Below are 15,419 nucleotides of genomic sequence, written 5' to 3'. Positions count from 1 at the left end.
ATTTGATACTAAAGGTTAACTATAGCTCTTCTTTATTTGCGTTCATTTTGGGCCTCATTTGCCTGTTTTTTTTAAACATTGAAGGTATTATTCCGTATGCCTGTTTTAGTTTTGCCTTCTTAAACCTAGTAAACACACTACTTTATAAGCAGCACGAGAATTTAATATTCACGTATAATCTCACCTCAATCCTCGCCATGATCGGGGCAACCATTGTTACCGTATATAGTGGTGGCATACAGAGTCCTTTCGTTTTTGTTCTGGCCATTGTGGTCTTTGCCGGGTACGTGACCACAAGGGTCTTTGGCCAACTCTATCTCATCGTTAACCTCTCTGTACTTGCCATTTTGTTTTTATACGATACTGGTGATTTTCGGATTTCTGAAAACACTATTCCTTTGGAATCCCAAAGTTGGTTTGCATTTTTGAGCGCTGTTTTTGCTGTGTATTTATTGGGAGGTGTCTTTGGAAAAAATCTATTGAGGGCGCATCATAAGTTGTACAAATCTAGAAATGAGATTCAGGAACGTATTGAGGAAAAGGAAATTCTTTTGAAAGAAGTACATCACAGGGTTAAAAATAATCTACAGACCGTTTCCAGCTTGTTGAGCCTGCAATCCAGGGCCATTGCTGATGAAAAAATCAGCAATATCATAAAAAGCAGTCAAAATAGGGTGGTTTCCATGGCTATGGTCCATGAAATGCTGTACAAACGGGATGATTACCTTTCCAAAGTAGAATTGCAGCCCTATGTAAAAGAATTGTGTGATTATTTGGTACGTTCAGTTAAAGGCAACACCAACAGTGTAAAGGTAGATTTGGATATTGACGACTACAAGCTCAGTATAGATACGGTAATTCCTTTGGGGCTTATTATCAATGAAACCATTACAAATGCCTTAAAATATGGTATTTCGGAAGGACAGGGTGGAGAAATACATGTTTCATTGCACAAATTGCCCAATAACCGATATGAAATGTATCTGGGTGATAATGGCGTTGGATATTCCGAGGATATCAACCCAAGAACCTCCAATTCCCTTGGTTTAAAATTGATTTATAACCTGGCCCGTCAACTACGCGGCACCATAACAAGGGACTACGAAAAAAAGGGTACCTATTACCGTATTGAATTCGAAGAAGTCATAGAAGAGTTCAATTCTGTAGATTAGTTCCACTTCCTTACTTGCTGGCTTGCCAAAAGCCGATTCAAAAACCTTGGGAAGAATTACATAAATTTTCTGGTGCGCATCGAAAAGATCAGCGACGCAACAACAAAAGCCAAACTTAGGAAAATTGCAAAAGGTAGTAACAGCCCCATTATCATGATTAAGCCAATTTTGCTTTGTTTCTTTTTGTAGTGAAAGAAAGTTCTTTTTTAACCCTAGAGTTTTTGAATTTGTACAATCTGGTCATTTTTCTGTCCTTCTTGATTTCCTTCTCAATTGCAATATTCAACTCCACATCAGCAGTATTGGTTTCAACCTTTACCTCTTTAGAAATATCTTGAGCCATGGCCATTGTTCCGAAAAATGTTACTGCGATGATGGTTAAAATTGTTTTCATGATTTGGGTTTTATTTACAATGTAAAGCTACCCTCAGATGCCCTCAGATTGGGAGATATATCGGCCAAATCCACTTTTCTGTCGGTGGAAATGCTCCGCTCAGGATTAAGTGCATTTTATCCTCGATGAACGTTTTTGGGTCCAAATACAGCATGGCGACGACATGTGCATTTCATCGATCATTGAAATGACCGTTCATCTGTAACTTACTGATATAAAGCTTGGTATTTGTAGGAAAAAGAGTACTTTAAGTAGGAATTAGCTGTAGTGATTCATTGCATATTATCCTTCAAAACACTTTTCGGATTACTGGCCAGCCTACTCTGTTTTCATTCCGATTAACAAAATTTAACAGCATTTCAAGTAATTGTTGCTAACTTCTTCCCACTAAACAAAAAACGCTAAAATGAAAATTGTGGGAATTCCATTTTTACTACTATTGCTTTTCACCTCTTACGGGTGTCAATCCAAAGACAAATCCAAAAATCAAGAGCTTGTACAACAAGAACACCTGGAAGTGCCAAAAAAAGAATCGCTCACCGCATCCCAACTGCAGGAATATGAAACCGCCTATTTTGCCAGTGGATGCTTTTGGTGCGTAGAGGCTATTTTTGAAAGCGTAAAGGGAGTAAAAGAAGTCTACTCCGGATATTCTGGCGGAACCGAAAAAAACCCAACATATGAGCAGGTTTCCTATGGCAGGACCACCCATGCCGAAGCTGTAGAAGTTTATTATGACCCTAAAGTGGTTTCATTCACCCAATTGGTACAGGTGTTCTTTGGTTCCCATGACCCAACCACCCTAAACCGACAAGGACCTGATAGAGGGCCACAATACCGTTCCATAGCATTTTATAAAAATGAGGACGAGAAAAAAATCATAACCAACTACATGGTCAAGTTAAAAGAAGAAATGGTTTATGACAGACCCATTGTTACGGAAGTAAAAAAATTTGATACATTTTATATGGCCGAAGAGTACCATCAGGATTACGAAAGAAACAATCCGAACAATTCCTATATCAGAAACGTTTCCATTCCCAGATTGAACCGGTTTAAAGCCAATTTTCAATCGTACCTTAAAGAGGACACGCATTAAGGATATCAGTAAGAAAAGGTGTTGTAATTATTTGCTGACCAAGGATTTGGTCATAGGAAAGAAGTAGGCGTTTAGTTTGGGACAAGAGTGCAAGGCCTATTACTCCTTTAAGACCACCTCACTGTACTTGGAATTGATGGTAATGGATTTACCATTCTTATCGGCCATATGATAGCCTTTGTGCACATTGGTGTTGAAATTTTTTGACGTTCCTATGGATATACTCTTGGGATAGGTAAATTCTGATGAGGTCTCATTGACATAGATTTTAAAGGGAACGTTGGGCACCTTGCAGTCCACTTCACCATTTTCTACCGTTATATCAATGTTGGAAAACCCTTCGGCTACGGAACCGATGTTCAGCGCCCCCAGACTACTGGTCACCAAAATATTATCTGCTAACCTTCCAATGACCACGTTTGAAGAGACCGAATTCAATTTCAATTCTTTTACTTCTTTAAGATTTACCTCCTCCGAATAATCCGTTTTTAACTGTCCGTAATTCCATTGTTGCACCACAACGGGCGAATATGAGGCCTGGATGCTGGTTTTATCGCCATCAATGGTAGAAGCATGCAAGCTTGCGTATGACAAGCTTGCATTGATGTTCTTTGTATTGGCAGCCAATTTTACCTCACCATGCCGTACATCCATTTTTAGTTTGACGCTCTTGGGCATTTTAATCTTGATGCGCTTTTTTACTTTGTATCTCTTTCCCTCACCACCATCCGATGAGAAATAAAACACATTGGGCTCACCATTATTAATACTGATTACGTGTCGTCTCACTTCCGCCTGCTGCTTCCTAACTTCCTCTCGTTGCTTTCGCATCTCTTCACGGGCTTCTTTACGAAGTTCCTTCTGCTCTTCAATCATCTCTTTGCGTTCTTCCATAAGTTCTTTCCGGTCCTCTTCAATATGCTTTCTATTTTCGGCATGTTCCTTGGTCACTTCCGCCATGGTTTCGCTCCACTCCTTAAAACGCTCTTTATACTCTTTGTCAAAATTTTTGTCGAAGTCCTTTTTCCATTCCTTCAAATATTTGTCGCCGTCCTTTTTGTATGCATCATAATCAAAATCCATGTGTGGCATAGGAGGCATGGGCGGCATTGGAGGCAAATTTGGCATCACAATGATTTCTGGAAGCTCTGGGATTTCAGGAATTTCTGGAATTACAAAATCAAAATCCGGCATATCAAAATCATAGACAAACGAAGCGTTACCCCCCCAAAAAGTCTCCCCTGCAGTGCGGATGGTAATTTCTTTGCTATTTCCTTTGATGGCCACCTGATCTTTCTCAAAATAGGATTTGATCTCCTCATCCGTAGCACCTTCCAACTCCACCACAGCGGTAACAACCACTTGGTCTTTGTCCCAAGTTTCAAACTCAATGTCCGCATAACTTGTATTAATGTCGATGACGGCATCTTTCTCCACATTGAAGGTTTCCGTGTAGGTTTTTGATTTCTCCTGCGCCTGACAGACCATTCCTGTCAGCACCAAGAGAAACCCACTAAATAATATTCGATGATTCCTGTTCATTTTTTGATGATTTTAATTGGTTCAACTTTGATTTCAATTTTTGTAGCAGTTGCAAGCGCAACTGTAGATTTTTAACCAGTGCCCCAATGGTTTGGTCATTGGGTCCCATTTCATTCAATTCTTTGTTCAATCGATGATATTCCCTATCCAATTCGGCCAAGCGTTCCATATAACTGTCCATAACCTCCTTATTATTGGCATCAATCTCCAAATCGGACAACTCAAGATTGATGTTGGTGAGGTAATAATTCTCTACCTTCTTTAAATCTGGCGAAAGGTCTCCCAAAGAAATGCCCTCGTATCCACCCTTGCCATTATTCGTTTCCACAACTTGGGAATCAGTGGTTTTTATATCACCCTCCTTGCTTGAAAAATAGTAGAAGGTTATCCCCAAAGCAACCACAACCGATGCTGCTATCTGCCACCAAACAGAATACCCTTCCTTCTCCTTAGTAGGTTCCTCCGATGGTATCTTCTCATCCAACTTGGATAGGAACCGGGCCTCATGCCCCTTTTTCATTGCGTAGGTCTTTTCCTCCCGTTCCTCCGCGAACAATTTTCTAAGATCCCGTGCCATACGTTTTCTCTTTTAATGATTCCTTTAATTGTAGCTTGCCCCGTAACAATCTCGTGCGCGAAGCCGCTTCCGTTATTTTCAATATTTGGGCTATCTCACCGTGGTCATACCCCTCCACCAGAAAAAGTTGAACCACATACCTATACTTATCAGGCAGCTCTTCAATGGTCTTTTTAACCTCTTCCAAGGAAATACCTTCATCAACATGCCAATCGGCCTCATCGGTAATGTGCAAATAGCTCTCGTTCAATTCCACCGTTCTTTGATTTTTTGATTTTAAAAAATCGATGCTCCCATTCACCACAATCCGTTTTAGCCAAGCTCCGAAAGTTACTTCGCCCTGGAACTGTTCAATTCGTTGAAATGCCTTAATAAATGACTCCTGAACCACATCCTCCGCATCGTTTGAATTTTTCAAAAACCGCATGGCAACACCAAACATACCATCACAATATTGACGATACAGTTTTAACTGCGCCTCTCGGTCGTTGCGCTTACATTTTTCTACCAGTTCAATTTGAAACACGGTCAGTTTGCTGTTTTGGTTCGTAGTGGTTCTCCTTAAAGACGACGAAAAAAATGGAACGTTTCAGAATTTTGGATTTTATATTGATTTTTAACAAAAAAATCCCGCTGATACATCAACGGGATTCTATTTTTCAAGGTGTTAACTGAATTTATTCGTCCATCAACAAATTTAAATGCACCGTAATATTATCCCGAGTAGCCTTGCTATACGGACATATTTCGTGCGCTGCATTGATTATTTTTTCCCCCATTTTTTTATCTACCGTGGGTAAATACGTGTCCAACGTGGCCTCTAAGAAAAACCCTTCTTCTTCCTTATTAAATGCTATGGTCGCTGTTACGTTAAAATCCCCAAGGTCATCCACTCCATGTTCCTTGGCCACAACCTCCAACGCACCCGCAAAGCAAGTGGAATAGGCAGCGGCAAAAAGCTCTTCTGGATTGGTGGATTTTGGGTCGGATTTTCCTTTGGAATTGGGCATGCTGATATCAAAATCGAGAATACCGTCCTCACTTTGCACATGTCCTGCCCTTCCTCCTGTATTTGTGGCTTTTGCTTCAAAAATTGTCTTCATCATCTAATGTTTATAAGGTTCAAAATGTACCGGTTGACCAAAATCAACCATACCTAAGATGTAAAATACCATTTTGATTCTGGAACACCACCAAATCTGCTATTAAATTTTTGTGAAATGAAAAAACGGGACAAGACTGCTTGAATCCTCCTGTACCATAACCCACAAAAACTTTATACCTTAGTGGTTAATCCGATGACCGTTACCCTTGGCAACCAAAAAAACGACACCACCTGATACTGTTTCCAAAATAAAGGCACTTCGTAAACAGGAAATTTCCGTTGAAGCCCTTACCAAAGGCATTTTTAACAATGACAAAGCCCTGTTGGCGAAGGCGATTACCCTATTGGAAAGTACCAAAGCCGAACATTATGAAAAGGCCAATGCTGTAATTGAAGAATGCCTATCCGTACCCAACAACAGTATTCGGTTGGGCATTACCGGGGTCCCTGGGGTGGGAAAAAGTTCCTTTATTGAAACCTTGGGCACCACATTGACTTCCATGGGTAAAAAGGTGGCTGTTTTGGCGGTGGACCCTACTAGCTCATTGAGCAAGGGCAGTATTTTGGGTGATAAAACCCGCATGCAGACCCTTTCCAAAGATCCCAATGCGTTTATTCGGCCTTCCCCTTCGGGGAATTCTTTGGGTGGTGTGGCCCAAAAGACACGGGAGAGTATTATGCTATGTGAAGCAGCGGGCTATGATGTGATTTTGGTGGAAACCGTGGGCGTGGGCCAGAGCGAAATTGCCGTGCATAGTATGGTGGATTTCTTTCTATTACTGAAGCTCTCCGGCGCAGGAGATGAGCTACAAGGCATTAAACGGGGCATTATGGAAATGGCCGATGCAATTGCTATCAATAAGGCTGATGGTACCAATCTGGAACGAGCCAAGCTGGCCGAAACTGAATTTTCAAGAGCACTCCATTTGTATCCACCCAAAAAAAATGGCTGGGTGCCGAAAGTAGTGCGCTGTTCGGCCACCGAGAATACAGGAATCAGGGAAATTTGGGAAATGGTGGAGGATTTCGTCGCACAAAATAAGGAAAACGGTCATTTTGAAAAAAACCGAAAGACCCAGAATAAAAACTGGTTCCTTCAGACGGTTGATGAGCATTTAAAGCAATTTTTCCACCAAAAGGAGTCCTTCAAAAAGGAACAGGCTAAGATGCTCTCCGCTATCGAAAAAAATGAAATCTCCCCTTTTTATGCCGCTAAACTCCTCTTGGACAAAATCACCAAGAAACTTTAAATAAAAGCAATAAATTTGCACAGATCAATATCCGAATGAGCACCGTTACCAATTCCCTCCTATCCATAGTGGTTCCTTTGTACAATGAAGAGGACAACGTGGTCCTGTTGACCCAAAAGATTCATGAAAGTCTTGATGGGTACAACTACCAAATTGTATATGTGGACGACTTTTCTACGGATAAAACACGTCAGCGGGTCAAGAAAATGGATGATGATAAGGTTCATTTGATTGAATTGAAAAAGAACTACGGCCAAAGTTTGGCTCTTGCCGCCGGACTTGATTATGCCGAGGGGGAATATATCATCACTATGGACGGCGATTTGCAAAATGATCCTTCGGATATTCCTCAGATGCTACAATACGCTGTAAGCGGAGAATATGATGTGGTCACAGGTATCCGTCAGAAGAGAAAGGATTCCTTGGTCAAAAAAATACCGTCCAAAATTGCCAATTTCTTGGTGCGAAGAGTGACCAAGTTGGACATTAAGGACAATGGTTGCGCCCTCAAGGTTTTCACCAAGGATATTGCCAAGGGCTTGAATCTTTATGGTGAAATGCACCGTTTCATTACACTTTTGGCGTATTTGGAAGGTGGACAAATCAAACAGGTGCCCGTAAAGCACCATGCTCGCCATGCAGGGGTTTCCAAATATGGTCTGGAACGGGTTTTTAAGGTAGTGGCCGATATGATGTTGCTGCTCTTTATCCGAAAGTATTTCCAGCGACCCATTCACTTATTTGGGATTTTCGGGGTGCTCTTGATCATTCTCGGCATCTTCATCAATATCTATTTGTTGATTGTGAAGCTTGGTTTTGGAGAAGATATTGGTAGTCGACCTTTGTTGATTTTTGGGATGATGTTCATTTTAGGGGGTATTCAGTTGTTCACAATTGGTATTGTAATGGAACTGCTTATCCGAACCTACTACGAATCTCAGCAGAAAAGGCCTTATCGCATCAAAAAAATTACTGTAGGTGACGGAAAAGATGCGTAAAAAGCTCATCACAGCACTGAAATTTATCATCAGTGCAGCTCTGATCTACTTTATCTTCACCAAAATAGATCTACAAGACGTTTTACAGACGTTGCGGAAAAGCGACCCCCTTTATCTGATTTTGGCCCTAGTTTTCTTTGTACTTTCCAAAGGCTTGGCCGCACTCCGCCTGAACCTGTATTTTCATCAAATTGGGGCGAAAATCACCCAAATGAGCAATCTAAAGTTGTATTTGCAGGGGATGTTCTACAACCTTTTTCTACCGGGAGGGATTGGTGGCGATGCGTACAAAGGGTACGTCATCCAAAAAGAATATAAGACCGGAACAAAAAAAGTGGTCTCCGTTTTGCTTTTGGACCGATTGAGTGGGATGTTGCTGCTTTTTCTTTACGCCTGTGTTTTGGCACTGATTTCAACTAATCCATTTTTCAATGGGATTATGGGATTAATTATTGCTGCTATTCCACTGAGTTTAGTGGTTTTTTGGTGGATGAACTGGAAGTTCTTTTCCTATACCCTTCCCATTTTTTTGAAATCCATTAGTTATTCGGCCTTGGTACAACTGGCACAATTGATATGCGTTCTCTGTATTCTCCAATCGCTTTCCATAACTTTAGACGTCATTGAATATCTCTTTGTGTTTTTAATTTCCTCCATTGTATCAGTAATTCCACTGACCATTGGCGGTATTGGAAGTAGGGAAGTGACCTTCTTATATGGTGCAAAATGGCTGGGGTTGGATGCGAGCACCTCCATCGGAATCAGTTTTACCTTCTTTTTGATTACCGCCTTAATTTCTCTTATGGGGATTGTCTATCATTTTAGAAAACCTGAACTAAAAACTATCTAATCCAGTTGTACCAAGTGTACCTGTTCCAATTTCTTTTGACGGGTATTGGGGTTTAAGAACTTGATCTGTAATCGGGTGATTCTAAATTGATCCACGGTGATTTGTTCGTGCCAGTGGTACCCATTGTTGACAAGTTGTTCTAATTCTTGATCGGTAGCATAAATCCAGATGCCACTCTGATTCTCCAAATCGGAAACAGGGAGAATTTCTATGGGTTTTTGGTTATAAAAGTCCAAGGCCCATGTATGCCGCTCCGAAATTTTAAAGATTTTATCCACTGGAATATCGTGTTCCACTACTTTTTCAGCCATGGTGGAGCCGCCTTGGTATTGTAGCAATCGGGGATAAAAATGGGTGTTCAACAGTCCGTTCAATAACAACGAACTGCAAACGGATATGGTTATAATCCGCAGATACAACGCTTCACGTTTCAAACAGAAATAGGTTATTACCCCAAGTATGGCAACCAACACAAAATAGCCATGGTAATATTTGAATTTGAAAACGTAAAAACACACTAAAACGGTAAAAACGAAGACCAGACTCAATATAAAATACTGAAAAACCAAAATTACCCTGGCCACACTCCGCTTTTGCTTTTCTTGTAAATGGTAGAGATAGGACGCTGAAAGAATGGCATACAACGGAATAAGAATATTCATGTAATGGGGTAACTTGAACTGGGCGAAGCTTATCAGTCCAAACAGAATGGTGATACCTCCCAAAGTCAAAAATTCCATTTTTTGATTGTATGCAAATTTCTGCTTCCAAAAAGTCCTCAATCGGGTCCAGTAAGCGATTAATGCCAAAACGGTCCATGGTAAAAACACCCATAAAAAGGTGTGGAAAAAGAAAAAGAAGTCACTACTGTTCTTTCCTACCCCTTCGCCGCTCATCCGTTCAAAACTTTGTTCCCAAAAAATAAAGAAGATCCCGCTTCGGTGGTCTTTACCTCGAATTACCTTCTCCGGATGTAAATCAAACTGAAGATAATAGGCATACAACATGGGCGCGATGGTGATTCCAAAGACCAACAGGGCAATAAGAACCTTCCAACTGAGCAATCGTTTCCATTTTCGAGTGTAGGCCAAATGGCAGAGCAATGAAACCCCAATGACCACCAAGGCTATCTGCCCTTTGGTAGAAAAGGCCATTCCCGCTCCAAATGCTCCCAAAACAAGATGCTTCAATGAATTTTTTTCAACATAAGCCGCCAATTGCCAAATGGCGAAAATGGCAAATCCGGTTAAAACAGCATCGGTTCGGACATCGATATTGGCCAAAACAATGGTCTGTGCTGTCATAAAAATCAACGAGGCAAAACGACCAACATCCTTGTTGTAGAGCAATTTTCCGAGACCAAAGCAGCTGTAAGCCCCCAACAAGGTGGCCAAAATACCGGGAATTCGGTAGGCCCAATCGTGAATACCAAAAATTTTATAAGAAAGCGCAGCCAGCCAATAATGCATGTGGGGTTTATCCAGATACTCTTCGGTTCCCTTAATCAATGTGAACCAATCATTCTCTTGGACCATACGCATGGCCATGACCGCAAATTGAGCAGAATCGTTTTCAAAAAGGGTGACAAACATTCCGGCGATGTACACCAGAACAATAAGGGCAAGTAAAAACCAGTATCTGGCCGTAGAGATCATGTACCCAATTTTTGGAATGCAAATATAGCCAACTTGGCAAACAACCATCCAAACAAAGCGCCCACTAGGGCGCCTGTGAGCACATCCAACGGATAATGAACCCCAATGTAAATCCGGCTATACGCCACCACGCAGGCCCAAAGTAGTAGGGCAATCCCAATAAACTTAACCTTTCCACGAAATAAAATCGAAAAAAAGACGGCAGGGCCGAATGAATTGGCAGCATGTGCCGAAAAATAACCGTACTGTCCCCCACAATAGCTTTTCACCAAACGCATCACACCACTAACCTCTGGGTCGTGGCAGGGGCGTAACCGCCCAAGTCCGTATTTAAAAAAGTTGGAAAGTTGATCTGTACATGTAATCAATAACGCGACTGAAACCAAAATAATCCCGGTACGTTTCCAACCATAAAATTTAATGGAGAGATACAGCAACAGTACATATAGCGGAAACGAACTTTTGGTATTGGTCATGAACATCCAAAAACCATCCCAAGTTGGGGTGCCGAGTCCGTTGAGGAATAAAAAGAGATCTTTATCGTGCTGTAGGAGTTGCTCAAGCATTACGCATCATATCTTGAAACCTCTCTATCATAAAATGCTGTTGCAGCTTCAATCAAACTCTCGGTTTCGTCCATTAAGTCCGCTTCATCTTCTTTGGAGAACTCTTCCATCCACTCCACCTCATCATTTTCCAGATTGATAATAAATCGGGGGTATTCGGTATGGACAATAAAAATGGCATCAGGAAAATCCGTATTATCGGCCAAAAGAAATTTGGGTAGTTCCATAAATTATGCATTGGGTCCCATTAGTTGGGAGTCATGTTCAGTTTTGATGAGTTTCTTGGTCAAATAGTGGAATCGAAGATACAACAATACCGCCGATGCTGTCAACCCCAGTAACAATCCTATCCAAATTCCCGTACTTGAAAAGCTGGTATGCAATCCGAGGTAGTAACATACTGGGAAGCCAATCAACCAATAGGCCACAAAAGTGATAAAAGTGGGTATTTTAACATCTTGCAACCCCCGCAATGCTCCTAGGACCACCACCTGCAATCCATCGGAAATTTGAAAAAATGCGGCTACCAACAACAACTTGGCGGCGATTATTATCACCTCGGTATTGTCTGCCTGGTTGGCAATGTCATCCACATCCAAATAAATGGTGGGGAACCAATGTCTTCCCAAAAGGAAGAGTATGGCGAAGGCCACTTCCAAAATGAATGTCAAAAAGAAGATGGACTCTGCAATCCGCCGAAGTTCCCTAAAATTTTGCAATCCTTTCTGATTCCCAACCCTAACCATAGCGGCAACACTGAGGCCCATGCCCACCATAAAGGTCATACTGCTCAGGTTTAAGGCAATTTGGTTCGCAGCTTGCGCATTTTTTCCGAGTACCCCGCTCAACCAAATGGCTGCCGTAAAAATGGCCACTTCAAAAAACATCTGCATAGCCGAAGGAAACCCTAAATTGATGATTTTATGCATGACTCTTTTCTCAATCACCTTAAAATTGAAGTTGGCTACGTAGGTCTTAAATTTCTCTTTGCGTTTCAACAAAAACCAGATATACCCCACCATGATAAAGCGCGAAGCCAAGGTACCAATGGCTGCTCCCACAATACCCAACTTTGGAAACCCGAAAGAACCGAAAATGAGAAGGTAATTAAGGGTTATATTGACCACATTGGCTAAAATAGTGGCGTACATGGGATATTTGGTTTGGGATAAGCCTTCGGAAAATTGTTTGAAAGCCTGAAATATGATCAGCGGCACCAAGGAAAAAGCGACCAGTTCCAAATAAGGGATGGCCAATTCCACCACTTCGGGGGGTTGTTCCATGTGATGCAACAAAGGTTTACACAACAAAATGATGATAAAAAGGGAAACGCCCAATAGGGTGCAAAGCACCAGTCCATGTTTTAGGGCCTTTTTGCCATCACCGGGCTTGCCTGCGCCATCCGCCTCGGCCACCAGAGGGGTAATTGCTGTGGAAAAGCCAATCCCCAAGGACATGGCGATAAATACAAAACTATTGCCCAAAGAGACCGCTGCTAATTCCGCGGTACCCAACTGCCCAACCATAATGTTGTCCGCAAAGGCCACAAACGTATGCCCCAACATCCCCAAAATTACGGGATAGGCAAGCCTAAGGTTGTATGCGAATTCTCTGGTATATTGTTGGAACAAAACGGTAACTTAAAGAGCACAAAGATAGCTGGATTGGCAAGATTTAAAATGTGTTTTTTTGATTTCTTTCTGAACGGGTTAACTTTATAAAAAACAAGATATGGTCACCTAAAAAGCTTTTTCTATGGGTTAATCAGGCAGGTGTATTCACCAATACCATCTGGATTTTTTGGTTTAAAAATCCTAACTTCACGTATCGGTCGATATAATTCACTTTGTACTGAGCGCAGTCGAAGTATTAAAAACGAATCATATCTTATCACGTTGGCAACAAGCTGAAAAAAAGCACTTAGAATTTAAATGAATAGAATAATTTTAATAGGAAATGGATTTGATTTAGCTCACGGAATGCAAACTAGTTATCAGCATTTTATTGATGATTATTGGAAAAATACTACTTCCGCAATTAAAAATGTTTACCACAATAGACCATTTGAAAATGAGGAATTTAAAATTCAACGTTCACCTGGAGGATTTTTAAGTGAAAATAATTATAAGTCACTTATGGAATCTCTACAAAATTTTAAGACTAACATTGATTATAAAAATAAATTTCTTAAAATAATAACAGAAAAAGCGTTTATTGATAAATGGGTTGACGTTGAGAACGAATACTATTCTTTATTAATTAAATCATTTGATAAGGCTAGGTTTCCTAGAAATGATTATGATGTAAAAGAACTAAATAATGACTTTGAAAAAATCAAAACAAAACTTGGTGAATATTTGAAATTTATAGAAAATGAATTTGATAAATCACTTGGGACAGATTATTTGAGAACTAAGAACATAATAGGTCATAAAATTTATCATCCTTTCAAATTAAAAGATTTTTCAGAAACTTCGTTAAATCAAAAAGCTGAATTGGAATACAATTTAATTAAAAAGGATATTGAGGCACTTGCGAATGACCAAATTACGATGGATGAACTAAATGAAACAAAAAAGAGGTTAATCCAGAGAATCGACACAAAGAATCCATTATCCGAAATTAAAAAATTACTACAATCAGATTCTGCTATAAACTACTTCGACCTAATACCTGACCAAATTTTATTTTTGAATTTTAATTATACTTTTACAGATAAAATCTACAGCAATTCAAGAGAGTTTGACCAATTTAACGATAGAAAATATTCTTCTGTCAAATCAATAAGAATTCACGGAACAGTTGAGGAACGAGACAACAATCCGATAATATTCGGATTTGGAGACGAATTAGATGATGATTACAAACGAATTGAGAAATTGAACAATAATGAATATCTAGAAAATATAAAGTCTATAAATTATCTTGAAACAGATAATTATAAAAAACTACTCGAGTACATAAATAGTGGTAATTATCAAATATTCATATTTGGTCATTCTTGTGGTGTTTCTGACAGAACATTATTAAATACAATGTTCGAACACGATAATTGTGCTTCTATCAAAGTGTTTTACCATCAAAAAAACGAAAAAGATGACAACTATAGTGATATAGTTCGGAACATCTCAAGAAACTTTAATGATAAAGCAAAAATGAGAGATAGAGTTGTAAATAAAAACTATTGTGAACCATTAAAATAAAGCCAGCTGGCAACAATGGCTATAAGTGCAATACCAAAATTTCACCCGATTTTCTACCCTTTTGTATAAAGATCTATACGCTTTACATCATCGCATTTTCGCCTCTTCCCAAAAAACATCCATTTCGGCCAAGGTCATTTCTTTTAGGGTTTTGCCAGATTCCTTGGCTTTCCCCTCCAAATATTGAAAGCGTTTGATGAACTTTTTGTTGGTGCGTTCCAAGGCATTTTCGGGGTTTATGTCCAAAAACCGGGCGTAGTTCACCATGGAAAAGAGCACATCGCCAAACTCGGATTCAATTTTATCAGCGTTGTTGGACTCCACCTCAACCTGCAGTTCCCCCAACTCTTCCTTTAATTTTTCAAAGACCTGCTCAGGATGTTCCCAATCGAATCCAACTCCTGCCACTTTTTCTTGGATTCGGTTGGCCTTGACCAAAGCGGGCAAGCTGTTGGGAACCCCTTCCAAAACACTTTTTTTCCCTTCTTTGAGCTTGATGTTCTCCCAATTTTGTTTGACTTCATTTTCGTCCTGAACCTTTACATCGCCGTAAATATGGGGGTGTCGGTTGATCAATTTCTCGCAGATTCCGTTGGCAACATCCGCAATATCAAAATCTTGGGTTTCCGAGCCAATCTTGGCGTAAAAAACGATATGTAAAAGCAAATCACCCAATTCCTTTTTTACTTCCTCCAAATCATTGTCCAGAATGGCATCACCAAGTTCATAGGTTTCTTCAATGGTCAAATGGCGAAGTGTTTGCATGGTCTGCTTTTTATCCCAGGGGCATTGTTCCCGCAATTCGTCCATGATGTTTAGAAGTCGTTCCACTGCCTTCAGCTGCTCAGATCTAGCGTTCATCTATAAAATTTTATTTAAAAGTACAAAGACCGTAAATAGCAGAGGCTGATTTTTTATCCATAGTTATAAAGACTGTGAATCATAGAAAATAACAAAGTAAGGGTAGCGGCATTAACAATAGTGCGGTGGTGAAAATTGTACATTTGA

16 protein-coding genes are annotated in these 15,419 nt (G+C 40.2%); 6 read left to right on the top strand and 10 right to left on the bottom strand.

The features are described 5' to 3' along the window. Positions 1-197: 197 nt before the first annotated feature. A complete protein-coding gene (locus ACFOWS_RS05815) occupies positions 198-1,172 on the top strand; it encodes a sensor histidine kinase (RefSeq protein WP_379763010.1) in 975 nt (324 codons plus the stop codon). A 157-nt stretch (positions 1,173-1,329) separates the two neighbouring features. Here the strand turns inward: ACFOWS_RS05815 and ACFOWS_RS05810 are convergent, their stop codons facing one another. After that, the gene (locus ACFOWS_RS05810) at positions 1,330-1,566 is read right to left on the bottom strand and encodes a hypothetical protein (protein WP_366587818.1); all 237 of its coding nucleotides are present in this window, start codon (positions 1,564-1,566) and stop codon (positions 1,330-1,332) included. Between the two features lie 406 nt (positions 1,567-1,972). Between ACFOWS_RS05810 and msrA the strand changes: the two genes are divergently transcribed. Beyond that, positions 1,973-2,665, top strand: coding sequence for a peptide-methionine (S)-S-oxide reductase MsrA (gene msrA, locus ACFOWS_RS05805; protein ID WP_379763009.1), 693 nt, complete (start codon positions 1,973-1,975; stop codon positions 2,663-2,665). A gap of 99 nt (positions 2,666-2,764) precedes the next feature. On the opposite strand, the gene ACFOWS_RS05800 is transcribed toward msrA, so the two are convergent. The 4 genes from ACFOWS_RS05800 to ACFOWS_RS05785 all read right to left on the bottom strand — a co-directional run bounded on the left by ACFOWS_RS05800 (position 2,765) and on the right by ACFOWS_RS05785 (position 5,887). Then, the gene (locus ACFOWS_RS05800; RefSeq protein WP_379763008.1) at positions 2,765-4,207 is read right to left on the bottom strand and encodes a hypothetical protein; all 1,443 of its coding nucleotides are present in this window, start codon (positions 4,205-4,207) and stop codon (positions 2,765-2,767) included. After that, a complete protein-coding gene (locus ACFOWS_RS05795) occupies positions 4,179-4,784 on the bottom strand; it encodes a hypothetical protein (protein ID WP_379763007.1) in 606 nt (201 codons plus the stop codon). The genes ACFOWS_RS05800 and ACFOWS_RS05795 overlap by 29 nt, the downstream gene beginning before the upstream one ends. Beyond that, positions 4,768-5,310, bottom strand: coding sequence for an RNA polymerase sigma factor (locus tag ACFOWS_RS05790; RefSeq protein ID WP_366587808.1), 543 nt, complete (start codon positions 5,308-5,310; stop codon positions 4,768-4,770). Before ACFOWS_RS05790 ends, ACFOWS_RS05795 begins: the two co-directional genes overlap by 17 nt. A 151-nt stretch (positions 5,311-5,461) precedes the next feature. Beyond that, entirely contained in the window at positions 5,462-5,887 is a 426-nt protein-coding gene (locus ACFOWS_RS05785; RefSeq protein WP_379764484.1) for an organic hydroperoxide resistance protein, read from the bottom strand. Between the two features lie 208 nt (positions 5,888-6,095). Here ACFOWS_RS05785 and meaB point away from each other — a divergent pair, with 208 nt between their 5' ends. From meaB to ACFOWS_RS05770, 3 genes are read left to right on the top strand one after another with little or no spacing between them, the layout of a single operon-like run. Beyond that, positions 6,096-7,139: a methylmalonyl Co-A mutase-associated GTPase MeaB gene (meaB, locus tag ACFOWS_RS05780; RefSeq protein ID WP_379763006.1), complete on the top strand. Its 1,044-nt coding sequence runs from the start codon at positions 6,096-6,098 to the stop codon at positions 7,137-7,139. A gap of 35 nt (positions 7,140-7,174) precedes the next feature. Then, complete coding sequence (locus tag ACFOWS_RS05775) at positions 7,175-8,137, top strand: glycosyltransferase family 2 protein (protein WP_379763005.1); 963 nt, start codon at positions 7,175-7,177, stop codon at positions 8,135-8,137. After that, a complete protein-coding gene (locus ACFOWS_RS05770) occupies positions 8,118-8,987 on the top strand; it encodes a lysylphosphatidylglycerol synthase transmembrane domain-containing protein (protein ID WP_379763004.1) in 870 nt (289 codons plus the stop codon). Before ACFOWS_RS05775 ends, ACFOWS_RS05770 begins: the two co-directional genes overlap by 20 nt. On the opposite strand, the gene ACFOWS_RS05765 is transcribed toward ACFOWS_RS05770, so the two are convergent. Genes ACFOWS_RS05765 through ACFOWS_RS05750 form a run of 4 tightly spaced genes read right to left on the bottom strand, consistent with a single transcriptional unit; the run spans position 8,984 to position 12,839 of the window. Next, entirely contained in the window at positions 8,984-10,642 is a 1,659-nt protein-coding gene (locus tag ACFOWS_RS05765; protein WP_379763003.1) for an ArnT family glycosyltransferase, read from the bottom strand. The two genes, ACFOWS_RS05770 and ACFOWS_RS05765, sit on opposite strands and share 4 nt — an antisense overlap. Further along, a complete protein-coding gene (locus tag ACFOWS_RS05760; protein ID WP_379763001.1) occupies positions 10,639-11,208 on the bottom strand; it encodes a phosphatase PAP2 family protein in 570 nt (189 codons plus the stop codon). Before ACFOWS_RS05760 ends, ACFOWS_RS05765 begins: the two co-directional genes overlap by 4 nt. Then, positions 11,208-11,435, bottom strand: coding sequence for a hypothetical protein (locus ACFOWS_RS05755; RefSeq protein WP_366587797.1), 228 nt, complete (start codon positions 11,433-11,435; stop codon positions 11,208-11,210). The genes ACFOWS_RS05760 and ACFOWS_RS05755 overlap by 1 nt, the downstream gene beginning before the upstream one ends. A gap of 3 nt (positions 11,436-11,438) precedes the next feature. After that, positions 11,439-12,839 (bottom strand): MATE family efflux transporter, encoded by a 1,401-nt coding sequence (locus ACFOWS_RS05750; protein ID WP_379763000.1) that lies wholly within the window; start codon positions 12,837-12,839, stop codon positions 11,439-11,441. Positions 12,840-13,139: 300 nt separating this feature from the next. Between ACFOWS_RS05750 and ACFOWS_RS05745 the strand changes: the two genes are divergently transcribed. Next, positions 13,140-14,411, top strand: a complete 1,272-nt coding sequence (locus tag ACFOWS_RS05745; protein ID WP_379762999.1) for an AbiH family protein — start codon at positions 13,140-13,142, stop codon at positions 14,409-14,411. Positions 14,412-14,498: 87 nt separating this feature from the next. Here ACFOWS_RS05745 and mazG read toward each other — a convergent pair whose 3' ends face one another. Then, positions 14,499-15,272: a nucleoside triphosphate pyrophosphohydrolase gene (mazG, locus tag ACFOWS_RS05740; RefSeq protein ID WP_379762998.1), complete on the bottom strand. Its 774-nt coding sequence runs from the start codon at positions 15,270-15,272 to the stop codon at positions 14,499-14,501. Positions 15,273-15,419: the final 147 nt, after the last annotated feature.

This window comes from Flagellimonas marina, from assembly GCF_042651185.1.
GTDB classification, from domain to species: domain Bacteria; phylum Bacteroidota; class Bacteroidia; order Flavobacteriales; family Flavobacteriaceae; genus Flagellimonas; species Flagellimonas marina.
This window is presented reverse-complemented; position numbering and strand designations above follow the sequence as displayed.